The organism is Chitinophaga sp. (assembly GCF_035538455.1).
GTDB lineage: Bacteria > Bacteroidota > Bacteroidia > Chitinophagales > Chitinophagaceae > Chitinophaga.
The window spans coordinates 1-25,765 of sequence record NZ_DATLKJ010000155.1 but is presented as its reverse complement, the minus strand read 5'-3'; the positions used below and the strand labels follow the sequence as shown (position 1 = coordinate 25,765).

At 46.7% G+C, this 25,765-nt stretch carries 23 protein-coding genes; 15 read left to right on the top strand and 8 right to left on the bottom strand.

Going from position 1 to position 25,765, the window contains the following annotated elements; genetic code table 11:
- Positions 1-31: 31 nt before the first annotated feature.
- The 4 genes from tig to VM802_RS19015 all read left to right on the top strand — a co-directional run bounded on the left by tig (position 32) and on the right by VM802_RS19015 (position 3,891).
- Entirely contained in the window at positions 32-1,411 is a 1,380-nt protein-coding gene (tig, locus tag VM802_RS19030; protein WP_325533455.1) for a trigger factor, read from the top strand.
- Complete coding sequence (gene clpP / locus VM802_RS19025) at positions 1,401-2,105, top strand: ATP-dependent Clp endopeptidase proteolytic subunit ClpP (protein WP_325533453.1); 705 nt, start codon at positions 1,401-1,403, stop codon at positions 2,103-2,105. The genes tig and clpP overlap by 11 nt, the downstream gene beginning before the upstream one ends.
- A 219-nt stretch (positions 2,106-2,324) precedes the next feature.
- The gene (gene clpX / locus VM802_RS19020; protein WP_325533451.1) at positions 2,325-3,569 is read left to right on the top strand and encodes an ATP-dependent Clp protease ATP-binding subunit ClpX; all 1,245 of its coding nucleotides are present in this window, start codon (positions 2,325-2,327) and stop codon (positions 3,567-3,569) included.
- Positions 3,570-3,597: 28 nt separating this feature from the next.
- Complete coding sequence (locus VM802_RS19015) at positions 3,598-3,891, top strand: hypothetical protein (RefSeq protein WP_325533449.1); 294 nt, start codon at positions 3,598-3,600, stop codon at positions 3,889-3,891.
- A 53-nt stretch (positions 3,892-3,944) separates the two neighbouring features.
- Here VM802_RS19015 and VM802_RS19010 read toward each other — a convergent pair whose 3' ends face one another.
- The 6 genes from VM802_RS19010 to porX form a co-directional block, all read right to left on the bottom strand.
- Positions 3,945-4,820 (bottom strand): c-type cytochrome, encoded by an 876-nt coding sequence (locus VM802_RS19010; protein WP_325533447.1) that lies wholly within the window; start codon positions 4,818-4,820, stop codon positions 3,945-3,947.
- A 400-nt stretch (positions 4,821-5,220) separates the two neighbouring features.
- Positions 5,221-6,360, bottom strand: coding sequence for an acyl-CoA dehydrogenase family protein (locus VM802_RS19005; protein WP_325533445.1), 1,140 nt, complete (start codon positions 6,358-6,360; stop codon positions 5,221-5,223).
- A gap of 28 nt (positions 6,361-6,388) precedes the next feature.
- A complete protein-coding gene (locus VM802_RS19000; protein WP_325533443.1) occupies positions 6,389-7,336 on the bottom strand; it encodes a helix-hairpin-helix domain-containing protein in 948 nt (315 codons plus the stop codon).
- 67 nt (positions 7,337-7,403) lie between these two features.
- Complete coding sequence (locus VM802_RS18995) at positions 7,404-8,165, bottom strand: MBL fold metallo-hydrolase (RefSeq protein ID WP_325533441.1); 762 nt, start codon at positions 8,163-8,165, stop codon at positions 7,404-7,406.
- A 24-nt stretch (positions 8,166-8,189) separates the two neighbouring features.
- A complete protein-coding gene (locus VM802_RS18990; RefSeq protein ID WP_325533439.1) occupies positions 8,190-8,507 on the bottom strand; it encodes a hypothetical protein in 318 nt (105 codons plus the stop codon).
- A 71-nt stretch (positions 8,508-8,578) separates the two neighbouring features.
- Complete coding sequence (gene porX / locus VM802_RS18985) at positions 8,579-10,132, bottom strand: T9SS response regulator signal transducer PorX (RefSeq protein ID WP_325533437.1); 1,554 nt, start codon at positions 10,130-10,132, stop codon at positions 8,579-8,581.
- Positions 10,133-10,479: 347 nt separating this feature from the next.
- Here porX and VM802_RS18980 point away from each other — a divergent pair, with 347 nt between their 5' ends.
- The 10 genes from VM802_RS18980 (at position 10,480) to VM802_RS18935 (ending at position 21,249) form a co-directional block, all read left to right on the top strand.
- The gene (locus tag VM802_RS18980) at positions 10,480-11,706 is read left to right on the top strand and encodes an HD domain-containing protein (RefSeq protein ID WP_325533435.1); all 1,227 of its coding nucleotides are present in this window, start codon (positions 10,480-10,482) and stop codon (positions 11,704-11,706) included.
- A gap of 89 nt (positions 11,707-11,795) precedes the next feature.
- Complete coding sequence (lpxD, locus tag VM802_RS18975; RefSeq protein ID WP_325533433.1) at positions 11,796-12,845, top strand: UDP-3-O-(3-hydroxymyristoyl)glucosamine N-acyltransferase; 1,050 nt, start codon at positions 11,796-11,798, stop codon at positions 12,843-12,845.
- A 34-nt stretch (positions 12,846-12,879) separates the two neighbouring features.
- A complete protein-coding gene (locus VM802_RS18970; RefSeq protein ID WP_325533431.1) occupies positions 12,880-14,307 on the top strand; it encodes a bifunctional UDP-3-O-[3-hydroxymyristoyl] N-acetylglucosamine deacetylase/3-hydroxyacyl-ACP dehydratase in 1,428 nt (475 codons plus the stop codon).
- Positions 14,304-15,104, top strand: a complete 801-nt coding sequence (gene lpxA / locus VM802_RS18965) for an acyl-ACP--UDP-N-acetylglucosamine O-acyltransferase (protein WP_325533429.1) — start codon at positions 14,304-14,306, stop codon at positions 15,102-15,104. The genes VM802_RS18970 and lpxA overlap by 4 nt, the downstream gene beginning before the upstream one ends.
- Positions 15,088-15,717: an ABC transporter ATP-binding protein gene (locus VM802_RS18960; RefSeq protein ID WP_325533427.1), complete on the top strand. Its 630-nt coding sequence runs from the start codon at positions 15,088-15,090 to the stop codon at positions 15,715-15,717. Before lpxA ends, VM802_RS18960 begins: the two co-directional genes overlap by 17 nt.
- A gap of 77 nt (positions 15,718-15,794) precedes the next feature.
- Positions 15,795-17,087, top strand: a complete 1,293-nt coding sequence (locus VM802_RS18955) for an MFS transporter (protein ID WP_325533425.1) — start codon at positions 15,795-15,797, stop codon at positions 17,085-17,087.
- A 13-nt stretch (positions 17,088-17,100) separates the two neighbouring features.
- Positions 17,101-17,940 carry an MBL fold metallo-hydrolase gene (locus tag VM802_RS18950; RefSeq protein WP_325533423.1) on the top strand — a complete coding sequence of 280 codons (840 nt, stop codon included), beginning with the start codon at positions 17,101-17,103 and terminating at the stop codon, positions 17,938-17,940.
- Between the two features lie 57 nt (positions 17,941-17,997).
- Positions 17,998-18,378 carry a co-chaperone GroES gene (locus VM802_RS18945; RefSeq protein ID WP_325533421.1) on the top strand — a complete coding sequence of 127 codons (381 nt, stop codon included), beginning with the start codon at positions 17,998-18,000 and terminating at the stop codon, positions 18,376-18,378.
- Positions 18,379-18,577: 199 nt separating this feature from the next.
- A complete protein-coding gene (locus VM802_RS18940; RefSeq protein ID WP_325533419.1) occupies positions 18,578-20,119 on the top strand; it encodes a helicase HerA-like domain-containing protein in 1,542 nt (513 codons plus the stop codon).
- 83 nt (positions 20,120-20,202) lie between these two features.
- Positions 20,203-21,249 carry a Gfo/Idh/MocA family oxidoreductase gene (locus VM802_RS18935; protein WP_325533417.1) on the top strand — a complete coding sequence of 349 codons (1,047 nt, stop codon included), beginning with the start codon at positions 20,203-20,205 and terminating at the stop codon, positions 21,247-21,249.
- Between the two features lie 119 nt (positions 21,250-21,368).
- On the opposite strand, the gene VM802_RS18930 is transcribed toward VM802_RS18935, so the two are convergent.
- Entirely contained in the window at positions 21,369-23,270 is a 1,902-nt protein-coding gene (locus VM802_RS18930; protein ID WP_325533415.1) for a RecQ family ATP-dependent DNA helicase, read from the bottom strand.
- A 54-nt stretch (positions 23,271-23,324) separates the two neighbouring features.
- Complete coding sequence (locus tag VM802_RS18925) at positions 23,325-25,427, bottom strand: heavy metal translocating P-type ATPase (protein WP_325533413.1); 2,103 nt, start codon at positions 25,425-25,427, stop codon at positions 23,325-23,327.
- A 161-nt stretch (positions 25,428-25,588) separates the two neighbouring features.
- On the opposite strand from VM802_RS18925, the gene VM802_RS32385 reads away from it, so the two are divergent.
- Positions 25,589-25,765: tRNA (adenosine(37)-N6)-threonylcarbamoyltransferase complex ATPase subunit type 1 TsaE (locus VM802_RS32385; protein WP_414647105.1), on the top strand; the 177-nt coding region annotated here is incomplete at its 3' end.

Sequence of the window (25,765 nt, the reverse complement as noted above, 5' to 3'; positions counted from 1 at the left end):
CTTCTTAAAGAACATTTTATACAATTCAATTATGGCAACCGTTACCAGAGAAAACATTGGTTTATTGAACGATAAGATCACTGTGAAAGTGAGCCAGGAGGATTATCTCCCTAATTTTGACAAAGCAGTAAAGCAATTCAGCAAGAGCGCAAATATACCAGGCTTCCGTAAGGGAATGGTTCCGGCAGGCATGATCAGAAAGATGCATGGTCCTGCTATTTTCGGCGATGAAGTGCTGAAAACTGTGGAAAAAGAACTGATGGGTTATGTACAGAACGAAAAGCTGGATATCTTCGGTCAGCCTATTTCCCTTGAAAAAACTGCGAAAAACCTCGACTTCAACGATCCTCAGGAATACGCTTTCGAGTTCGAGATCGGTCTGAAACCAACTTTTGCCGTTACTCCACTGGAAAATGACAAAACCACCCTCACCAAATACAATGTAACTGTTACAGAAGAAATGGTGAATGACGAAATACAGCGTTTACAGCTGAAAGGTGGTAAAACCTCCGAGCCGGAAACTATTACTTCTGAAGATAATGTTATCACCGTTACTTTTGAAGAAGCAGATGCTAAAGGCAATATAGTAGAAGGCGGTATCAAAAAAGAAACTGCACTCCTTGTAAAATACTTCACTCCTGCTGTACAGTCTGAGCTGCAGGGTAAGAAAATAGGCGACAACATTGTATTACAGCTCGCCACTTCTTTTGACGAACAGCGCCTGAACTGGGTAATGAGAGACCTGGGCCTGGATGCTACCAATAAAGAAGCAGCCAACAAATACTTCAACCTGGCGATCACCAAAGTGACCCTGATTGAAAAAAGAGAACTGAACGAAGAATTTTTCAAAGAAGTATATCCTGCGGACGAAATCACTACCGAAGAAGCTTTCCGTGCTAAACTGAAAGAAGAAATCGGTAAATACTGGAACCAGGAAAGCCGCAATCACCTGCACAACGACCTGTTCGAAGTGCTGGTACACGAAACACCAATTGATTTACCAAAAGATTTCCTGAAACGCTGGCTGCAGATCGGTGGTGAAAAACCTAAAACTGCAGAAGAAGCGGAAAAAGAATTCCCAAGTTTCGATCATCAATTGCGCTGGACGCTGATCAGCGATAAACTGGTTCGTGAAAATAACCTGGAAGTTCCTTTCGAAGAACTGAGAGAGAGCGCCAAACAGAAAGTACTGGGCTACTACGGCGCTGCCGCCTCCGATGGTGCTGAGTGGCTGGACAGCTACCTGGACCGCCTGTTACAGGATGAAAAATTTGTGGACCAAACTTACCGCGAAATGATCACTGCCAAGTTATTTGACTGGGCTGAAACTAAGGTGAAAGTAAAAGAAGAGGAAATCAAAGCAGAAGATTTTGTTAATTTACCTCATAAACATCACCATCATGAACATTAATAACGACGAATTTAGGAAATATGCCATCAAGCACCGTGGAATCAGCAGCCTGGTTGTAGATAGTTACGCTAAAAGCCACCAGTTAAACAGCCTGACTCCATACATCCTCGAAGAACGCCAGATGAACATGACCCAGATGGACGTTTTCTCCAGGTTAATGGCTGATCGCATTATCTTCCTCGGAGATCCGATTAACGACTACGTGGCCAACGTAATTACCGCGCAGCTGTTATTCCTGGAATCTTCAGACCGGACACGCGATATCCAGATGTATATCAATAGCCCTGGAGGTAGTGTTTATGCTGGTCTGGGCATCTATGATACCATGCAGATCATCTCTCCTGAGGTGGCTACTATCTGTACCGGTATGGCCGCTTCTTTCGGCGCCGTACTGCTCGTAGCTGGAACCAAAGGAAAACGCACGGCGCTCAAGCATGCCCGCGTAATGATTCACCAGCCTCATGGTGGCGCCGAAGGTCAGACTTCCGACATCGAAATCACCGCCCGCGAATTCGTGAAGCTCAAAAAAGAACTGAACGAAATCATCGCCGGTCACTGTGGCCAGCCAGTTAAGAAAGTGGAAAAAGACTCTGACCGCGACTACTGGATGACGGCTGATGAAGCTAAAGAGTACGGCATCATTGATGATGTGCTCCAGAAAAATCCAAAAAAACAACTGGACTCTCCTCAATAAATGAATGATCATTATGGCTGTGCTTAACTGACATTACAGTAAAAACATAACCGTAATATCATCCGGATCAGGGGCATCCTGGTTAAGAAAACTTTAACAGTCCCGCTTTCCGCGGGACTGTTTTATTTTACGCCCACCGGGATTTTTAGTGTAAATTTGTAAGCCTGTATTACCAAAGCAGGCTGTTATAGTTTCGCCGAAAAATAATTTTATTCCGAAATGAAAGATTCGAAAATTCGCTGCTCCTTTTGCAATCGCTCGAAAGATGATGTGCAGATACTGATTGCGGGCGCTGAAGGACATATCTGTGAAAACTGCGTTGCCAATGCCCAGGAGATCATTGACCAGGAACTTTTTGCCCCCGGCAAAAAAACTGCTGCAACTCCCGCTCCCAGCGTGATGCCTAAGGTTGCCAAACCCGTAGACATGAAAAAATTCCTGGACGAATATGTAATCGGTCAGGACGACGCCAAGAAAGTATTGGCTGTAGCTGTTTATAACCACTACAAAAGATTGAACCAGCAGGTAGGCGATGATGAAGTGGAAATCGAAAAATCCAATATCATCATGGTGGGTGAAACCGGTACCGGTAAAACCCTCCTGGCTAAATCCATCGCCAAACAACTGAACGTTCCGTTCACAATCGTCGACGCTACTGTATTTACAGAAGCAGGTTACGTAGGTGAAGACGTGGAAAGTATCCTCAGCCGCCTGTTACAGGTGTGCAACTATGATGTGGAAGCTGCTGAACGCGGTATCGTTTATATCGATGAAATCGACAAGATCGCCCGTAAAAACGATAACCCTTCCATCACCCGCGACGTTAGCGGCGAAGGCGTTCAACAAGGACTCCTGAAGCTGCTCGAAGGCGCCGAAGTACTGGTACCCCCGCAGGGCGGACGTAAGCACCCTGAACAGAAACTGATCAAGCTGAACACCAGCAACATCCTGTTTATCTGCGGCGGCGCGTTTGACGGCGTAGACCGTATCATCAGCAGAAGGGTACAAACACACTCCATCGGGTTCACCGTAAACAAAGAAAAAGAAGAAGAGAACAGGAAACAGATCCTCCGATATGTAAACTCACAGGACCTGAAATCATTCGGCCTTATCCCGGAATTACTGGGCCGCCTGCCAGTGGTTACCTATCTCAACTCTCTCGACAGAGATACGCTGAAAGCCATCCTCACCGAACCTAAAAATGCACTGATCAAACAATACAAGAAACTGTTTGCTATTGAAAACATAGAGCTGCACGTGGAGGAAGAGGCACTCGAATATATCGTTGACAAAGCAATGGAATACAAACTGGGTGCACGCGGCCTCCGTTCCATCTGTGAAGTAGTACTGAGCGACGCTATGTATGAGCTGCCTTCTGCTAACGAAAAAACTTTCGCGCTTACCAAAGAATATGCACAGGCTAAACTGGAGCAGTCTACACTGGTTAAACTGAAAGTTGCGTAACTTTTATCTCACCGTAAAACCACTATTTATGCAGGAACTTATTCAGCAATTGCAGGCTAAAGCAGGTCTTACCACCGAACAGGCCGCTCAGTCTATTGATGTAATTAAGGAATATGTGAAAGGCAAGCTGCCTCCGTTTATCGCAGGTACTGTCGACAACTGGTTTGCAAGCATGTCTGATAAAGCAGGCGCTAAAAAAGAAGGTATAATGGAACAAGCCGGCGACTTTCTGGATAACATGAAAGACAAAGCTGAAGATTGGGCAGAAGACGCTAAAGAAAAAGTATCAGACTTTTTCAAAAACGATAAAAAAGACGCCTAAACACGTATATTTTTTTATGCAAAACACCCTTCCGTATGGAAGGGTGTTTTGTTTTATAGGCTTTTCAGATACATAAACAATGCTTTTAACTCCTCATCCGTATACTGCGCTGTCATCTTCCAGGGCATATCTTCATTCTTCAACTGATACCCCTCGGGTGTTTTACCCGTGCGCAATGTAGTCATGAAGTCATCTTCCGTCCAGTGCCCTATATGGCCGGAAGAAGTGATATTAGCCACAGGCTTTCCTCCCGGCACCGGATTAGCACCGCCTGTAAGCCTGGGATTATGACATCCTGTGCATGATACAGAAAGATATTCACCATAACTGGTGGACGCTGTAGCAGGCATTTCAGCTGGCTGATGATATTCATGATCGGTGAGGGCTGCCGGAAACATAGGCAGCTTACCTATTGCCGTTAATATCTTCCCCAACGGGGCCACGCTGTTGGCTGGCAGTTGCCTGTCCATAGGAGGTTGTGATTTACAATAAGCAATGATAGCTGCCATATCGTGATCAGATAGCTTCGAATACTCATAAGACGGCATTATCTTCAAACTACGGCCCTCCCTGTTGACTCCGTGACGAAGGGCCAACAACCAGTCTTTGTTGCTGTAATCAGCCGGAATACCGCCTTTTCCGGTAGTAAGGTTAGCGCCGGCTACAAGTCCAATCGCCGGATCATTCAGAAATACATGGCCGCTGAGATCTTTCCCATGGCATTCCGTACATCCCTTAATTGCATACAAATGAGCACCAGCCGCAATTGTAGCCGAATCTGCAGGTATCGGAATTTCTCTTACCTGTACAGAATAACGTTTTGTGTTTTCATGCATAAATCGCCAGGCGCAAATACCAAATGCCAGCAATAAAACAACGAGCAGGCCTAGCAATACGATAGCGGCCCATTTAAGGATTCTGGGGAACATACAGTCAATAATTTCCCGGCAAAATTAGTGGCGAGTTATTTCACAGACATCAGTATTAGTACTGAGTTATAAAAATAGGGGGTCATAACGTGAATTACAGGTCTAGTCAGTTGGAGGTTAGAATGTCTTCTGTATAGAAAAGCACCCTGGGAACCGGGGTGCTTTTCTTTTGGAGTAGAAATTTTTCAAATCTTTCTTGATTTTGAGTTAGGTTGATAAACGGTAAAGAGTGATGATTTAACCCAAATTTAACGTTCCTTTTGTAAAATAACATAACACTAAAGGGGTAATATTTCATTTTTTTGTCAAAAAAGATAAACGGCTTGTCTCTTTTCCTTTTTTACATTAAAAAAATAACACCCTTACAACTATATCATTTTCAACTGCAAAATCGTTTTAATTATCTCAAGGCTTCTCTTGCTATAACGATTTTCTGAATCTCGGATGTCCCCTCCCCAATGGTGCATAATTTTGCATCACGATAAAACTTTTCCACAGGAAAATCCTTTGTATAGCCATAACCGCCGAAAATTTGTACGGCATCGTTAGCCGTTCTCACCGCCACTTCCGATGCGTAATACTTGGCCATAGCAGCCTGCTGTGTCATCTTCACCTTACGGTTCTTCATATCAGCAGCCTGCATGGTAAGCAGTTCGGCAGCTTCTATTTCTGTGGCCATATCAGCCAGCTTAAAGGAGATACCCTGGAAATTGGCGATAGGCTGATCAAACTGATACCTTTCCTGAGCATATTTGACAGCTGCATCACGGGCGCCCTTTGCAATGCCCAGGGATAACGCAGCAATGGAAATACGGCCACCATCCAGTACTTTCATGGACTGGATGAAACCATCGCCCACCACACCCAATACATTAGAAGCAGGCACGCGGCAATTATCGAAGATCATCTCAGCAGTTTCGGAGGCGCGCATGCCCAGTTTATTCTCTTTCTTACCGCCACTGAAGCCCGCTGTACCTTTTTCCACAACAAAGGCGGTCATACCATGACTGTCACGCACATCGCCTGTACGTGCTATCACCACTGCCACATCGCAGCTTTTACCATGAGTAATCCAGCATTTGGTACCGTTAATGATCCAGTCGTCGCCATCTTTTTTGGCAACACACTTCATATTCATAGCATCTGAACCGGTGTTGGGCTCAGTGAGACCCCATGCCCCAATCCACTCTGCTGTGGCCAGTTTGGGCAGGTAGCGCTGCTTTTGCTCTTCATTGCCGAATTGCAGGATATGACCAGTGCAGAGAGAGTTATGTGCAGCAACACTCAGTCCGATTGCACCACAGAAACGTGCGATTTCACTCACTACCGTTACATACTCCAGGTATCCAAGACCGCTGCCACCGTATTCCTGGGGTACTAAAACCCCCATCAATCCTAACTCTCCAAGCTTTTTGAACAAGTGTAAAGGAAACTCCTGTTGCTCATCCCATTCCAACACGTGCGGTTGAATGTTGGTCTTTCCGAAATCCCGGATCATCTGAGTAATCTGCTGTTGCATCTCCGTAGGCTCAAAGTTCATAAACGTGTGGATTTAATTAAGAGTTTGGTTAAAAGGTAACTTCAATGTAAGGTTCAATTTTACGATAAATAATTTCATCCACCAACGGCAGCATAAGTAGCTCGCCTACCTCCCTGAAACCCGCATGGGCATTACGATACTGCACTATCAGGTGTGCCAGTTTAGCACGTATATATGGGTGAGCCGCCAAAGATTTTTCATCTGTGAGGTTGAGGTCTATTTTTTTTAGAGAACCGTCACCGATCTTCAGAAAAGGTTGAATTTTTTGAAATGTGGAATCCGGTAATCCATAACATTCTGCCACCTGCGCTATAGAATGGTAGCCTCCCAGCTTATCCCGGAAAGCCACAATACGTCTCGCAAAACCGGCGCCAATCCCCGGTAGCGACCGCCACTGCAACGTATCGGCAAGATTGATGTCAATAACCTGAGCAGGCCCCTTGCGGTGGTACCGGTATGCAAATGAATCGCGCCTGAATACCTCTCCCCTCCTGTACACCGTATCCCGTCTGCGATATCCGCCATTGTCATACTTCTCCCACTTATCCTGCCTCCGGTGCCCCTCTTCCTTTATCCTTACAAAAGGTATCAACCGCGCACACGTAATGGCTGACAATCCATAAATACGCTCCAGATCTTCCGGTCGCCTGAAATGTCCGCCTTTCTGCAGGTACTTCTGTATTGTAGCTGCGGTACGGGCGCTCACTCCCAGCTGCTCCCAGTCTTCTGCCGGAAGGCTGTTGGGATCAAAGTAAAATAACGGTGCAGCTACGGGCGCTTCAGGTGCATGAAACTGCCCCTCAAATACCTGAACGGCTACACGAAAAGCAGCAGTATCAGTAACAGGCGTACGATAGAAGCAGGAAATAATGACTGACGTCTGGGATACTGTGAGCATCAGGATGATCAGAATGAAGATGCCGGCGCGTTCCCGCTTTGAGAAGCACAGGTATGCTTTCATAACAGCTTTCCACATGGGTTAACAATTTTGTCCGAATTTAATACCGGGGAAAATGGCAGCCGTTAATCAGGTGCAAACACACTTAAATTTCTATGGAAAGCCCGTCGTATGCAAGCGCCATACCATCGGGCAACTCTTTCGACACTTCGTCATGTAAGCCCAGCTGGTGGCTGATATGCGTAAAGTACACCTGCGGTACTTCCAGCTCTTTACCCAACGCAATGGCTTCATCAAGTGTGAAATGGGAGATATGTTTCTCACGGCGGAGGGCGTTTACCACCAGGATCTTCGATCCCCGGATCTTATCCTTTTCCTCCGGCGCTATGTAATTGGCATCAGTGATGTAGGTGAAATCTCCGATACGGAAACCCATCACCGGCATCTTAAAATGCATGACCTGTATAGGCGTGATAGCTAGCCCATTAATACGGAAAGGCTGATCGTCGATGGTTTTCAGATTGATCTCAGGAATGCCGGGATATTTGAAATCAGCGAATGCATAAGCAAACTCCCGCATGATAATATTCTGTGAAAACTCAGTGGCGTAAATATCGATGGCTCCCTGCTGAAAGTAGTTGAACGCACGGATATCGTCCATACCTGCAATATGATCCTTATGCGAATGCGTAATGAGTACAGCTTCCAGGTGCTTCACATTTTCCCGCAACATCTGGTAACGGAAGTCGGGTGTGGTATCCACCACTATATTACCGGCAGGCGACTGAATAAAAATACTACTTCTTAAACGTTTATCTTTTTTATTGGAAGAGGTGCAAATCTCGCAACCACAAGCTATTACCGGTACTCCCTGCGACGTGCCTGTTCCTAGAAATGTAACTTTCATCCCGAATATCGTTTATCTTTTAACCTATTCTGCTTTCTCTTCCGCATTATCTGCCTCTGCCGGGGCGTCAGGCAGAGGCCTGCTGGCAATGATTTGCTTATAAAGTTTATGGGATTCCACAGTAAGCAGGTCTTCTTCCAGTGGCAAGGTACCCAGGATATCCAACAAAGCATTGATACGTCCTTCCAGATTCAGGAATTTATTGATCACCACCACCTTCTTGTGTTCCAGGATACAATAGCCGGAAGCGAAAGAGCCTTTTTCGAAGCGCAGTACATATTTGGCATCTTCAAAAACCTTTTCCAGCTTGGTTAGGTTTGCAGGAGTGATTTTAATATTCATGGGGCAAAAGTAGTTAAAAAAGCGGTTAGGCTTTAGCTGTTAGCCAGTAACTGACAACTAAAGCCTGCCAACTATTTTGATACCATTCTCGCAACGGGTACAATCATTTCTTCCAGCGAAATGCCGCCATGCTGAAAGGTGTTGCGGTAATAGTTCACAAAGTAGTTATAGTTGTTCGGATAGCAGAGATAGCCATCTCCCCTTGCAAAAATATACGATGAATTAACATTGGGCTTGGGCAAACCGGCTTCCCTCGGGTCTCTGAAAGCAAGTACTTCTTTAGGATCGTAGTTCAGGTTACGCCCGTGCTTATAGCGCAGGTTGGTGGTGGTCTGTTTATCACCGATCACTTTCACCGGTGTTTTTACACGTACACTGCCATGATCCGTAGCAATGATAAGATTTACTTTTTTATCGCTGATACGCTTCAGTGCCTGGTGCAGCGGACTGTGTTCAAACCAGCTTGCAGTAATAGAGCGGTAGGATGTTTCATCACCAGCCAGCTCTTTCAGTACTTCCATTTCTGTACGGGCATGGCTCAGCATATCCACAAAGTTATACACGATCACGCTCAGCTGATAGTCGAGCAGGTTGTGAATATTGTTGAGCATGTGCTGTGCGTCCGCATGGTTAGTAACTTTGGTGTAGGAAAACCGCAAATCCATTTTCAGGCGCTGCAGCTGGGCCGCAAAGAATCTCTCCTCATGCAGGTTCTTCCCTCCTTCCTCATCATCATTCTTCCATTCTTCCGGGAACTTATGCTCTATATCCACAGGCAGCATGCCGGCAAATATGGCATTGCGGCTATATTGCGTGCTGGTGGGCAGTATGCTGTAAAATGTATCTTCTTCAACTAACCGGTATGATTCCTGTAAAATGGGCACAATAGCCTTGTACTGGTCCAGCCGCAGGTTGTCTATCAGCAGGAACACGTTGGGCTGCTCGGGGTCCATTGCGGGAACGATCTTATCACGGAAAAGCGTGTGCGACATAACAGGCGCATCTTTCGCCTTCGGATGCAGCCAGTCTCCATAGTTACGGCTGATGAATTTTGAAAACTCGGTATTCGCTTCCGCTTTCTGGGTATTGAAAACCTCCAGCATCTCCGGGCTGTTGGTCTTCGTCATTTCCATCTCCCAGTAAACAAGTTTCTTGTAGATTTCCATCCATTCGCTGTAGTCAGGATTGGAACTGAGGGCCATGAAGAGGGTTCTGAATTCCTGCTGGTAGGCGATAGTGGTTTTTTCGGCCACCAGCCTCTTGTTATCGATTATCTTTTTGAGAGATAATAAAACCTGATTGGGGTTGACGGGCTTGATGAGATAATCGGTGATCTGCGATCCAATAGCGTCATCCATCACATTTTCCGCCTCATTCTTGGTAATCATCACCACCGGGATCTGCTGATCTATTTCCTTGATCTTGCTCAGCGTCTCAAGGCCAGTAATCCCAGGCATGGATTCGTCCAACAACACCACATCCACCACCTGCTCTTTCAGGAATTCCAGGGCATCATACCCGTTGGTGAGTGCCGATACCTTGTAGCCTTTACTTTCCAAAAAAATTATCTGTGATTTCAATGAATCAATTTCATCATCTACCCAAAGTATATTTATCTGGCTCATAATTTATTTTAAGGTTCCAATAAAACAGAAAATTACCCCATTTTTTCGGCAAAAACCATTCCCCGCCTTACATTTAGCCGTAATAATATGTTAAAAAAACCAGGGGCCGGTAAAAATGAGGGACCCAAAAAGCGGGGCGGTGGTGAAAGTTATTTACCTTCGCAAGCACAAGAATTCCATACCTGTAACCTACCAACTGACTTTACTGTAATAGGGGTTTTACGAAGGGAAGACGTCATTATAAGTAAAATAATTACATATAATAAATTCCTGGTGTAGTTTTGCACACCTTACACCAGAATTTGGGATGTGTTTCCCACATAAAAGAGGTTTTTAACGTTGATGCAATGACCGAACGCAAGCGAAAAATTGTTAATGATCCGGTGTATGGCTTTATTACCATAGATCACCCGTTGATTTTTAACCTCATTTCACATCCATGCTATCAGCGGCTTCGCCGTATCCACCAGATGGCGCTTGCGCAACTGGTGTACCCCGGGGCAATGCATACGCGCTTTCATCACAGTTTAGGCGCTTATCACCTGATATGCATGGCCTTACAGGAGCTACGCAGTAAAGGAACTGAGATCACAGAGGAAGAAGAGGTAGCCGCCAAAATGGCCATCCTGTTACATGATGTCGGGCACGGACCCTACTCCCATGCACTGGAAAACGGCATTATCGAAGGGGTTTCCCATGAAGAAATCTCGCAGTGGCTGATGCAGGACCTGAACAGGCAGATGGATGGAGCGCTGCAGCTGACCCTGGACATTTTCAACAACAGGTATCATAAAAAATTTCTCCATCAGCTGGTATCCAGCCAGCTGGATGTGGACAGAATGGATTACCTGAACCGTGACAGTTTTTTTACTGGCGTGGCAGAGGGGACGATTGGATATGACCGTATTATCAAAATGCTGATAGTACATGACGGAGAGCTGATGGTGGAGGAGAAAGGGATCTATTCCATAGAAAAATTCATTGTGGCCCGCCGGCTGATGTACTGGCAGGTATATCTGCATAAAACAGTATTGAGTGCGGAAAACATGCTGGTAAAGATCCTGGTGAGAGCCAAAGAACTGGCACAGAACGGACAAGAGCTGTTTTGTTCTCCTGCCTTGTCCTATTTCCTGTATAACACGGTTACCAGAGATAATTTCGAACATGAACCCGATTGTCTCCGGCTTTTCTGTATGCTGGACGATTACGACATTATGGGCGCCATAAAAGTATGGGGCAACCATTCTGATAAAGTTTTGTCTTTATTATGTAAATGGCTGGTAAACAGGGAATTGTTCAAGGTTGTCCTTAGAAACGAGCCCTTTGATCAGGATACTACCATACGCCTGCGGCAACAGGTGGCACAAAAATGGGACATACCGGAAAAGGATGTCGATTATTTTGTTTTTTCCGATGTAGCCACATTAAGGGCCTACAACGTAAATGATGAAAACATCAATATCCTGTTTAAAGACGGAACTGTAAAAGACATTTCCTCTATTGACAACGCCTTGATTAGTCACACCCTGGCTATACCGGTAAAAAAATTCTACATTTGTCATCCAAAAATCTAGGCTAACAACGTTTTATTAAGCATTAAAATGTTAAAGAATTTATTCATGCGATCCGGAAGTAGCCTGGAAAACATTACAATTATTAGACTATGCAGTTTAGCGCATTACAGTTAGCTACCATGTTAGATGGTAAGCTGGAAGGGAATCCGGAGGTGAAAGTGAGCAACATCGCCAAAATCGAAGAAGCAGGCGAAGGCATGCTCAGTTTTATTGCCAATCCTAAATACGAAGAGTTCATATATACTACCAGGGCATCAATCCTGATTGTGAATGAGAGCCTGGTGATAGAGCGGCCTATACATTCTACCCTGATCAGGGTAAAGGATGCATACAGCAGTTTTGCCCTGTTGCTGGAGAAATACCGCTACCTCACCGGTAACAAGTCGGGTATCCAGCAGCCATCTTTTATTCCGAAATCCGTGAAGCTGGGTGAAAATGTATTTATTGGTGCATTTGCCTATCTCGGCGAGAATGTTGTGCTGGGCAACAATGTGAAGATATATCCGGGTGTGTACCTGGGTGACAATGTTATCGTAAACGATGATGCCGTGTTGTATCCCGGCGTAAAAGTATACGATAACTGTATTGTAGGCCGCAGGGTAATGCTGCATGCCGGCTGCGTAATAGGCGGCGACGGTTTTGGCTTTGCTCCTCAGCCGGATGGCTCTTATAAAAAAGTACCGCAGATCGGTAATGTTGTCATTCATGACGATGTGGAAATAGGTGCCAATACTACCATTGACAGGGCCACTATGGGCTCTACCGTGATCCGCCAGGGTGTGAAACTGGACAACCTGATCCAGATAGCACACAACGTGGACATAGGCTCTAACACTGTAATCGCAGCACAAACAGGCGTTTCCGGAAGCACCAAAATCGGCCAGAACTGCGTGATAGGCGGCCAGGTAGGTATAGTTGGTCATATCCAGATTGCTGATGGTACCAAGATTAACGCACAGAGCGGCTTGTCAAAATCTATTACAGTACCCAACACCTCTCTTACCGGTTCTCCTGCCTACGATTATAAAAGTTCACTGAAAAGTCAGGCAATTTTTAGAAATTTGCCGGACCTTGAAAAACGTGTGAAGGAATTGGAAGAAATGGTTAAGCAACTGCTTCAGGAGCGGGCGGGCGTTTAACGAACATTGAAGATCAAACAGTTATACAGCAAATATGATGGAAAATCAACAGTTGCCAAACCAGCACACCCTTAAAGGCGATATCAGCATTTCTGGCGTGGGTTTGCATACAGGCGCAAGTGTAAACATGACCCTGAAACCAGCATCTCCAGGATTTGGTATCAAATTTCAACGTGTAGACCTGCCGAACCAGCCCGTAGTTAAAGCTGATGTAGACTATGTAGTAGACACCGCACGCGGCACCACCCTGGAACATGACGGCGCGCGCGTAAGCACTGTAGAGCATCTGCTGGCTGCATTAGTAGGCACCGGTGTTGATAACGTACTGATAGAACTGGATGGCCCTGAAATCCCCATCATGGATGGCAGCTCCCTGCCCTTCATTGAGGCGATTGAAAAAATCGGAACCCAGGACCAGGACGCGAAAAAAATCTATTATTCCATTGACACCAACATCAGTTACTACGATGAAGCCAAAAAGGTGGAAATGGTGGCTTTACCAGCTGTAGATTACCGGATTACCTGTCTTATCGACTTTAACTCCCCTGTATTGGGCACCCAGCATGCTAAAATGAAAGGCATCGGAGAATTCAGGAACGACATCGCTTCTTCCCGTACCTTCTGCTTCCTGCATGAGCTGGAATACCTGCTGAGCAATAACCTCATCAAAGGTGGCGATATCAACAACGCCATTGTGGTGGTTGACAGAGCAGTGAACGAAGACGACATGAAACGCCTTGCCAAAGCGTTTAACCGTGACACTATTTCCGTACAACGCGAAGGTATCCTGAACAATATAGAGCTGCGCTTTCCGAATGAGCCAGCCCGTCACAAACTGCTCGATGTAGTAGGCGATCTTGCATTGATCGGTTACCCAATCAATGCACACATCATTGCCAACCGTCCGGGTCACGCTTCCAATGTGGAATTTGCCCGCAAGATCAAAGCATATATCAAAAAGAACAAACACAATAAAGGCGTACCTGTATACGACCCTAACCAACCACCTGTATTTGACACACCACGCATTGAAAGAACCCTGCCGCACCGTTATCCGATGCTGTTAGTGGATAAAATCATTGAGCTGGGCGAAGAACAGGTAGTTGGTATCAAAAACGTAACTTTCAACGAACACTTCTTCCAGGGACACTTCCCCGGAAACCCTGTAATGCCGGGCGTTTTACAGCTTGAAGCACTGGCCCAGGTAGGAGGCATCCTGGCGTTGAACAGAGTACCTGATCCTGAAAATTACGATACTTATTTCCTGAAAATCGACAACTGTAAATTCAAACAGAAAGTATTTCCGGGAGACACCATGATCCTCAAAATGGAGCTGTTAAGCCCTATCAGAAGAGGCCTGGTGGAAATGCGGGGGACAGTATTCATCGGCAATAAAGTGGTTACTGAAGCCGATATGATAGCACAAATAATAAAAACAAGAGAGGGCAAACAACAGCAATGATCCACCCGCTTACATACATACATCCGGACGCCAAAGTAGCTCCTAATGTAAAAATCGATCCGTTCACCGTTATACACAAGAACGTGGAAATTGGTGACGGCACCTGGATTGGCTCCAATGTTACCATCATGGAAGGAGCCAGAATAGGCAAGAACTGCCGTATTTTCCCAGGCGCTGTAATTTCCGCCATCCCGCAGGATCTGAAATTTGCGGGAGAAGAAACAACGGTCGAAATCGGAGACAATACCACTATCCGTGAATATGTGACCATTAACCGTGGCACTAAAGACAAATGGAAAACCGTTGTAGGCAAGAACTGCCTGATCATGGCCTACAGCCATATCGCCCATGACTGCGAAGTGGGCAACTACTGCGTATTCTCAAACAACACCACGCTTGCCGGCCACATCTTCGTCGGCGATCACGTAGTGCTGGCCGGAATGGTAGCAGTACAACAGTTCTGCAAAATAGGCGCTCACGCTTTCGTTACCGGTGGTTCACTGGTACGTAAAGATGTACCGCCTTACGTAAAAGCCGCCCGCGAGCCATTATCCTACGTTGGCGTAAACTCCGTAGGACTGAAACGCAGAGGCTTTTCCCTGGAAAAAATCAACCACATACTCGATATTTACCGTGTGATTTTTGTGAAGGGATATAAATTATCCAAAGCCATCAGCATCATTGAAGCGGAATATCATGCCACAGATGAAAGGGATGAAATACTGTCCTTTATCCGTGAATCAGGCCGCGGCATTATGAGAGGCTACACTTCCCGTTCCAATGACGATCTCTCTTAATCAGACAGGTAAGCGTTTTAACTACGATTGGATATTTCGTGGTGTGACACTCACCTTCAGTGAAGGAGGGCGTTATGCTATACTGGGTCCAAACGGTTCAGGTAAATCAACATTATTACAAGTTATCAGCGGTGCCCTTCATCACAATGAGGGCACCGTTTCATATACTGCGCAGAACCAGCCCGTGGCTCCTGACGCGTTCTTCCAATACTGCGCCATCGCAGCTCCTTACCTGGAGCTGATTGAAGAAATGACCCTTACGGAAATCTTCGAATTTCATCTTCAGTTCAAAAATTTCCTCCCCGGCATTACCCCCGCAACAGCCATGCAGCAGGTAGGTCTCGAAAACGCCGCCAACAAACAGCTGCGTAACTTCTCATCAGGCATGAAACAGCGTACCAAGCTGGCCCTCGCTATTTTCAGCGACGTGCCCGTTTTGCTGCTCGATGAACCCTGTACCAACCTTGACGCTGCCGGCACCGCCCTGTATCAGCAACTTATCAATGATTACGGTGGCAATCGTCTTATCATCGTCAGCTCCAATGATGAGCGGGAATACTTTATGTGCCCACACCGGATACAGATCAGCGATTACAAGAAAAACAGGTCTTAAAGGATTTAACAGTGTGCTAAAAAGGTTTCATTATATTCGCTGAAACTAAAGCTAAATTCTAAAAAGCTGACCGCTGTATGCAAACTGCCAGTAACAAAGTGCTTAACGGCTGGGCAATGTACGACTGGGCCAACTCCGTGTACAACCTCGTTATCACCACTACCTTCTTCCCTATTTACTTTTTGGCTGTCACGAATGAGAATGTTTCCTTCCTCGGAATGCATTTCGTTAACTCAGCACTCTATAATTATACCATGGCAGCCTCTTACCTGCTGGTTGCCATCGCTTCCCCCATCCTCTCCTCTATTTCCGATACACGGGGCAATAAGAAAAACTTCCTGCGATTCTTTACCATACTCGGCTCACTCTCATGCTGCGGCTTATACTTCTTTAATAAAGATACCCTTAGCCTGGGAGTACTTTTCTTCATGCTGGCTACAATCGGCTACTGCGGTGGACTGGTGTTCTACAATTCCTACCTGCCTGAAATCGCCGCTCCGGAAGATCGTGACCGGATCAGCGCCAGAGGCTTCAGTCTCGGCTATGTAGGCAGTGTGCTGCTGCAGCTGATCGGGTTTGCCTTGGTATTGCTCAAGCCTTTCGGAATGGACGATGGCAGCTCCGTACAAACAACTTTCCTGCTAACCGGTATCTGGTGGCTGGGCTTTGCACAGATCACCTTTAGAACGTTGCCGGCTACACGCCCAACCGTTGAAAAGCATACAGGCAATGCCATTACAGAAGGTTTTACCGAACTGCGGAAAGTATTTGCACAGGTGAGAACCATGCCTGTGCTGAAAAGATTCCTGCGCGGATTCTTCTTCTACAGTATGGGCGTACAGACTGTAATGATGGCAGCTACTGTATTTGGCAGCAAAGTATTAAAACTGGATGCCAGTACCCTCATTGCAACAGTAGTAGTTATCCAGCTGGTAGCAATTGCCGGCGCCTGGGGAATGGCAAGGCTTTCAGGCCGCTTCGGCAATCTTCGTGTATTGATTGCCGTTATTATACTCTGGGTAGGTATCTGTTTCGCAGGATACAAGATGCAGACCGCTACCCATTTTTACCTGCTGGCAACAGCAGTCGGCCTGGTGATGGGAGGTATCCAGTCACTCAGCCGTTCTACATACGCCAAGTTGATGCCTGAAACAAAAGACACTGCCTCCTTTTTCAGCTACTACGATGTTACTGAGAAACTCTCCATTGTAATCGGCATGTTCTCTTTTGCCTATATCGATGATATGACCAAAGACATGCGCAACTCCGTACTGGCGCTGGTTGTATTTTTCGTGATCGGTCTCATATGGGTGATCTCGGCTTTGCTGAAGCAAAGACAAATCAACACAGAAGCTGTATCTTCGAAATAGAAGACTTACAGTTATGAAACTATATACCATTAACACCGGCTTTTTCAAACTCGATGGCGGCGCTATGTTTGGCGTGGTGCCCAAGTCCATCTGGAACAAACTGAATCCTGCGGACGACAACAATATGTGCAACTGGGCGATGCGTTGCCTGCTGATAGAAGACGGCAAACGGCTCATCCTCGTAGACACCGGCATCGGTGATAAACAGGATGCCAAATTCTTCAATCATTACTACCTGCACGGCGACGCCACCCTCGATAAATCATTAGCCGCCCACGGCTTCCATCGCAATGATATTACCGATGTATTCTTAACACACCTGCACTTTGACCATTGCGGCGGCAGCATTGTACGGGAAGGCGACAGGCTGGCCCCAGCTTTCAAAAATGCTACCTACTGGAGCAATGCCGATCACTGGAAATGGGCCACTGAGCCAAATGACCGCGAAAAAGCATCTTTCCTGAAAGAAAACATCCTCCCCATCCAGGAGAGCGGACAGTTGAAGTTTGTGGAACACCTGGAAGGCGTAGCCTTTACCGGCAACATTTCCGTCCGCTTTGCCAACGGGCATACTGACGCCATGATGTTGCCACAGATCAGCTACAAAGGCCGTACTATCGTATACATGGCAGATCTCCTGCCATCAGTCGGGCACTTGCCGTTGCCCTATGTAATGGCATATGATATGTTTCCGCTGACAACACTCAGCGAGAAAAGACAGTTTTTACAGGAAGCACTGGAAAAACAATATATACTTTATCTGGAGCATGATCCACAGGTCGAATGCTGCACTCTGCAGCAGACAGAAAAGGGAATCCGTGCCGGCAGCACCTTTGCGCTGACTGAGCTGTAATCTGCTGCCAGTATGTCACACTGAAAGGCCCCGCACTATATTTGATATACCACCCACATGGCTATAAGTATTACACCGGATAATAAACTTAAAAAACTGATCGTAGTAGGCGACCGCGTGCTGATCAAGCCAACAACGCCGCATGATCGTACCAAGAGTGGATTGTACCTGCCTCCCGGTGTGCAGGAGAAAGAAAAAGTCCAGAGAGGCTATGTTATCAAAACCGGCCCCGGATATGCAATCCCCATCCCGGTAGATGAAGACGATGCCTGGAAACCAGACGAAGAGAAAGTGAAATATATTCCGCTGCAGGCAAAAGAAGGAGATCTTGCCATATTTCTGATGAGTGGGTCAACTGAAATTGTTTACCAGGACGAAACTTATTTTATAGTCCCCCAGGGCGCTATCCTGATGCTGGAGCGGGAAGAAGAACTGTAAGAAGGTTTCTCGCAAAGGAGCAAAGGGAGCAAAGACACAAAGGATTTTTTAAGTTTGATTAAGACTGATTTTGAGTTCAAAAATAATACGATCTCAAACCTAATCTTACAAGACTTAAAAAATCCTTTGTGTCTTTGCTCCCTTTGCTCCTTTGCGAGAAACCGGCCTGGTTTTTTATTATCTTCATAAAAAAAACACCATGGCCAATAAGGATGCATTTCTGGATTACATTAAAAACGGCTACACATTTCAAGGAGAGCATTTTAAGCTGGGCTGTGCAATGCTGGATGGAGAAGTAGTAAGCGGCGCAGATGTATTTTTACCCCTGAAAACATTAAACCGGCATGGCCTTATCGCCGGCGCCACCGGAACCGGTAAGACCAAGACCCTGCAGGTAATTGCCGAAGGGCTCAGCGACGCCAGTGTACCCGTGCTCCTCATGGACATCAAAGGTGACCTTAGCGGTATTGCCGCTGCCGGCGCCGATAACCCCAAAATAGCAGAACGTTATCAGAAGATCGGTGGCACCTGGAGCCCCGCTGCATATCCTTCAGAATTGCTGTCGCTCAGCCAGGAAAAAGGTGTTCGTTTACGCGCTACCGTTAGTGAGTTCGGTCCCATCCTCCTGTCAAAGATATTAGAGCTGAACGATACGCAGGCCGGCCTCGTTGCCATGCTGTTCAAATACTGCGACGACAATAAACTGCCGTTGCTCGACCTGAAAGACTTCAAGAAAGTGCTGCAATTTGCCGCAGATGAAGGAAAAGCAGAGCTGGAAAAGGACTACGGCAAAATATCCACCACTTCCACCGGTACCATCCTCCGTAAAGTAATAGAGCTGGAACAACAGGGCGCCGAATTATTCTTTGGCGAAAAATCATTCGAAGTAGATGATCTCATGCGCATGAGCGATGATGGCAGAGGCATGGTCTCCATCCTGCGTGTAAACGATATCCAGGATCGCCCGAAACTCTTTTCCACCTTCATGCTTAGTCTGCTGGCAGAATTATATGCCACACTTCCTGAAGAAGGCGACCTCGACAAACCCAAGCTCGTAATGTTCATCGACGAAGCGCATCTCATTTTCAATGAAGCCAGCGATGCACTGCTGAAACAGATAGATACCATCATCAAACTGATACGCTCTAAAGGTATAGGCATCTTCTTCTGTACCCAGAATCCAATGGATGTTCCGGCCTCTGTACTGGGCCAGTTGGGCCTGAAAGTACAACACGCCCTTCGCGCATTCACTGCTAATGATCGTAAAACTATCAAACAGACAGCCGAAAACTACCCGCTCTCTGATTTCTATAAAACAGATGAACTCCTCACCCAGATTGGCATCGGGGAAGCCCTTATTACCTGCCTGAATGAGAAAGGTGTGCCTACACCGCTGGCAGCCACTATGCTGGTGTCGCCACGCTCCAGGATGGATGTACTCACAGATGCAGAAATAGATAAGATCGTGAACGGGTCTAAGCTGGTAAAGAAATACAGCGAAACAATAGACAGCGAGAGCGCCTACGAAATACTCACCGCCAAGCTGCAGGAAGCCGCCGATAAAACTGCTGCTGAACCAGCTCCCGCCAAAGGAGGCAAACAGGAGAAAAGCCTGCTGGAAGAAGTGATGGGCAGCTCTGCGATGAAACAGGCTGGCCGTACGGCTGCCAGTATCATCACACGCAGTCTGCTCGGCGCATTGGGACTCGGTGGCAAGAGTAAGAAAGGCAGCTGGTTCTGAAAATAATACGGCTTTTATTATCTTAAAGCCGATAAAGGTAATCCACCCGGCCGTTACAGCCGGATCAACACAAAAAGATATCTATGACCAAAGTAATCAAGACAGGGATATGCTCCTATGGTATGTCCGGACAGATTTTCCATGCTCCTTTTCTGCATGTGAATCCCGGATTTGAATTCACGGCAGTAGTGGAAAGAAGCAAACATCTCGCCCAACAGCGCTATCCTAACGTTAAAGTATATACGAGCGTGGAAGATATGCTGGCAGATAAAAGCCTGGACCTGATTGTAGTGAACACTCCCAACTATACGCACTTTGATTATGTGAAAGCCGCACTGGAAGCAGGCAAGAACGTAATTGTGGAAAAACCGTTCACAGTTACCACCCGGGAAGGTATCGCCCTCGCCGCATTGGCAACAGAAAAAAACCTGTTGCTCAGCGTTTATCACAACCGCCGTTACGACAGCGACTACAAGATAGTGAGGCAGGTAATCAATGATGGGCTGCTGGGTGAAATACTGGAAGCAGAGATCCATTACGACCGCTTCAAGGAAGAACTGAGCTATAAAAAACATAAGGAAGGCGGCCTGCCAGGTACCGGCGCCCTGTACGACCTTGGCTCCCACCTCATAGATCAGGCACTTACGCTCTTCGGCACTCCCACTTCCGTATGGGCAGATATACGCATCATCCGCAGGGATTCCGTTGTAGACGATTACTTTGAACTGGTCCTCTATTACAACAAACTACGCGTGCGCCTGAAATGCAGCTATCTTATCCGCGAAGCCCTGCCTTCTTACCAGTTGCATGGCCGCATCGGTTCTTTCATTAAAACCAAGGCCGATATCCAGGAAGCACAGTTACAGAGAGGCTTGTTTCCCAACAGCCCCGATTGGGGCGCTGAAGGTCCGCATGAATGGGGACTGCTGCACACGGAGATAAATGGCAAGGTGGTAAAGCAATTCCTGCCCAGCCCCAACGGCAACTATATGGATTACTACCAGGGCATTTATGAAGCGCTGGTAAACAACGCACCTAACCCCGTAGTACCGCAGGATGCCATCAATGTAATACGTGTAGTGGAAGCTGCGTTTGAAAGCAGTAAAACTGGGAAAGTGGTGGCTATTTAATTATTTTTTTATTTTGCTATGTAGTTATTTTAAATGCAGCGAAGATTGTAATCTGTTCTTCTCTATAAAAAAAATCTTCGCTGCATTTAAAATAACTACATAGCAAAATAAAAAAATAACTAAATATTTAATCTCCCTTCTTCATCTCTCTTAATCAACCCTTCATCATTCATAAACTCCAGCACCGCCAGCAGATCGCTTTTCCCGACCTCCGGCATATGGCTGTGCAATTCAGGGAATAACAATGCCTTCTCTTTCAGCAGCGATATAACGTTATCGGATATACGCTTGAAAGCGGCAGCGTCCATCGGGGCAGACTTTCTTTTCACACAAATGTCGCATACACCGCAAGGCTTACAATCCGTTTCTCCGAAATAGGCCACCAACTGCTGTGTACGACATATCTCCCGGTTATGTACATAATTAAACATGGCATTCAGCCTGTCTTCATACACCTTCCTGCGTACTTCTACCCTGGCCATATTAATACGCAACGCCTGTGCGGAAACACGCTCCTGCAGGAAGCAGAGCTGAGGCTCATCGCGGCGCTGCTGATAACGCAATATCCCATACTGATGCAAACGGATTAGCTGTGCACTGATCTCATCTTCTTCCATCAGCATGATACGGCTCAACTGCCTTTCATAAACAGGCACCGCCTGATCAAAGATACCTTCGTAGGTACGAAGCAATGTTTTAATGATCTCTTCCAGTGCAGGATAGGCACTTTCAAAAGCGTAGAGGGATTCCTTATTGGTGGTAAACCCTATTCGGGAAGGCATCGTTACACTTTCGCTCAGTTGCAGGATACCTTCCTGTTCTAACAGACGGATAGCGCTATAAGTGATCGTGAGGTTAAGCTGGAACGTCCGTGCGAAGTCGTTAATATCAAAATCGAAATACACACCTTCTGCGCTGCCGACAGGCACCTGCAGGTAATTGACAATACATTGGTATACCTCCCTGATCTCTTCCAGAGAGGGGAACTGCAGCGCAATACGTGTGTGCATCTCAGTTAGTTCGGGCTCATTGTACAACAGAACAGCATATGCCTTCTGTTCATCACGGCCGGCGCGCCCAGCCTCCTGGTAGTATGCTTCGAGTGAGTCCGGCATGTCATAATGTATCACAATACGCACATCCGGCTTGTCGATTCCCATACCGAAAGCGTTAGTACATACCATCACACGTATTTCATCATTGATCCAGGCTTCCTGTCTGGCAGCGCGTTCCGCCTGTGGAAGACCCGCATGATAATGCCCTGACGGGATACCCTGCAGTTGCAATAAAGCGGCGATCTCCCTCGTTCGTTTACGGTTACGGCAATAGATAATACCGCAGCCGGGAACACGGTCAAGTATCTGTTTTACCTTATCAACTTTAGTATTTTCTTCGAGTACACTGTAGGAGAGATTAACGCGGGCAAAGCTCTTGGTGAATACTGACGGGGACTTCATCAGCAGTTTATCACAGATATCATCCTGCACCTTAGGCGTGGCCGAAGCGGTGAGCGCCAGCACTGGCGTGCCCGGAAAAAAACTGCGGATATCAGCAATCTGAAGATAAGCCGGTCTGAAATCATATCCCCATTGGGAAATACAATGTGCTTCATCCACGGCAATCAGGTTAACCGGAAGGCCATCACAATAAGTCTGGAAAAGCCTGCTCTGCAACCTTTCAGGGGATACATACAAAAACTTGCATCCACCACGGCGGGCCGCCTCGAGCACCCTTTCCACTTCCTGGAAAGGCATACCCGAGTAGATACTATAGGCAGTGATCCCCTTCCGTTTCAGATTGGCTACCTGGTCTTTCATCAATGCAATAAGAGGCGTGATTACCAGGCACAGACCGGGTTTCATCATGGCAGGCACCTGAAAGCAGATAGACTTTCCTCCGCCTGTAGGCAACAATGCCAGTGTATCCTGACCGGCCAGGATCGCATTGATAATATCTTCCTGTAAGGGGCGGAACTCACTGTATCCCCAGTATTGCTGTAGTATGGCTACGGGTGTGCTCAAATCTTCATCGGAAATAGTACAGCTGCAATTTACTATAGGCAGCGGTAATTATCGTCAACGGTTCACGTTTTTATAACGTAACCTTACTGAATTGATACCTAACACCACGTCTGAAAGCCCCATTACACCAGCGCCTACAATAGGATTGAGAAGGCCGAGTGCCGCCACAGGGATAGCCACTACGTTGTAAATAAACGCCCAGAAAAGATTCTGACGGATAGTAAGGTAAGTATGTTTTCCAAGGCCAAGCGCCAGGGGCAATGTGTTGAGATTATTATTCAGCAACACCACATTGGCGCTTTGCATAGCTACATGTGTAGCATCGCTGAGGGAGATGCCAATAGTCGCTTTGGATAAGGCCGGCGCATCGTTGATGCCATCGCCCACCATAGCTGTAGGAGCCGTCTGCATCAGCTGATCAATTTTCTGCAGCTTTTGTTCCGGTGTCTGTTCTGCGTAAACGGTGGTGATACCTATTTTTGCAGCCAGCTCCTGACATTTGCGGGCAGTATCACCGCTGAGTAGTATTGGTTCAATGCCACTTTGTTTCAGGCATTGTATCATTTCCGCAGCTCCAGGCCTGATCTCATCTATAAAATCTATCCATCCCGCCAGTTGTCCGTTCCTGATCAGGTAAAGATGGTGACTATCGTCTGCCGTGAGGGATTCGGCCATTTTAAAAGAACCGAGCTGCCATTCGTTGCCGGCTTTGTCCTGGCCACGCATGCCCAGTCCCTTATACTCGCGCACCTGCTGCAAAGGCAGTTCCCCGGCAGATTTCCATAGAGCGGCAACTGAGCGGGCTATAGGGTGGGAAGAATATTTTTCGAGACTGTAAACTACCTGTTTAAATGTTTCATCCGGCAGGACAGAGTGATACGCACCCAGTTGCAGTTTGCCAGTGGTGAGTGTTCCTGTTTTGTCGAAAACCACCTGTTTTATGTTCTTAAACATCTCCAGCGTGTGTCCGCCTTTGATGAGAATACCATTGCGGGCGGCCCGGCCCAATCCCACCATTACAGCTGCGGGCGTGGCCAGCCCCATAGCACAGGGACAGGCTATAACAAGCACGGCTATACTCCGCATCATAGCGGTAACCAGTGGCGTATGCCCTATAAAATACCACCCCAGGAAGGTGATAACGGCAATGCTGAGTACCAGCGGCACAAATACAGCACTGATACGGTCTGCCAGCCGTTGCATAGGAGGTTTGTCATTCTGCGCCTGCTTCACCAGCTCAATGATATAAGATAGTACGGTGTCCTTACCCGTAGCAGTAATATATACTTTAATGGAACCTTCTTCGAGTATGGTGCCGCCTATTACTTTATCTTTCTCTTTCTTGCTGACAGGTGCACTCTCGCCAGTGATCATGGATTCATTGATATGGCCGTTCCCCCAGTAAATAGTACCGTCCATCGGGATCTTATCGCCGGTATTCACCAGTACACAGTCGCCGGGACGAAGCGTGCGGTTATCCACTTCATGGATATGCTCATGCCCGTGATCTGTATTAATAAGCCGTGCAATAGTAACCTGCATCTTCGCAAGATCTGCTATGGCGCTGGTGGTCTGCTTTACGGACCTTTCTTCCAACAGATTCCCCAGGAATACCAGGGTGATAATAGCGGCCGTAGTTTCATAAAACAGGTAATCGCTGCTGTTGTATTTTATAGTGCCAACAAGGCTATAAACGAAGGCTGCCGTGGCTCCAAGCGTTACCAGCACATCCATGTTGGCTACGCCATTCATGAGAGAGCGAAAGCCACTGCGGCCAAAGTGCCACAAACCAACGAAGAAAACCGGCAGGGCAAGCCAGAACTGAACCCAGGGATGGTGCAGCCAGGGCCAGTTTACCCACATGTGCAGGAGTAACGGTAAAGTAAATATGAGGCAGAAAAAGAATTTAAATGTAAGCGTACCAAAAAAGGACGGTTTCACCGGCACAGTATCTCCCGTAACCACTCGAAATCCCAACTGGTTGATACCATCCAGCACTTCTTTTGAGTCAGCTCCGGCAGGGGCCACAAAGCTGACCTCCTCGGTGGCGAAGCTGACACTCACGTTCTGCATACCCTTTTTCTCAAGGTACCGGGATACGCTCAGCGCACAGTTCGTGCAATGCATCCCTTCTACCTTGCAGCTGATTGTAGTCATGATCGTCTGTTTTTCCTTATTACAAAGTTATTGGTTGCCGTTTTATAAGATATAAATATTAATGCAACGGGATATCATTTCGGCGCCCTGTGCAAGTAATGAAAAACTACTGCATTCTGAATCCGTAGTAGGGTAAATCACCAAAATTCATACATTTGTTGATGCAATGGACATTTTCACTGGACCAACTGCCAGAGATAGCCCGCCATTTCTGGGAACATTTTGCAGGTAAACAGGTATTTACACTGGAAGGCCCTATGGGAGCGGGAAAAACAACCTTAATCAAAGCGTTATGTACAGCCCGCGGAGTGCAGGATGCCACTGCAAGCCCAACTTTT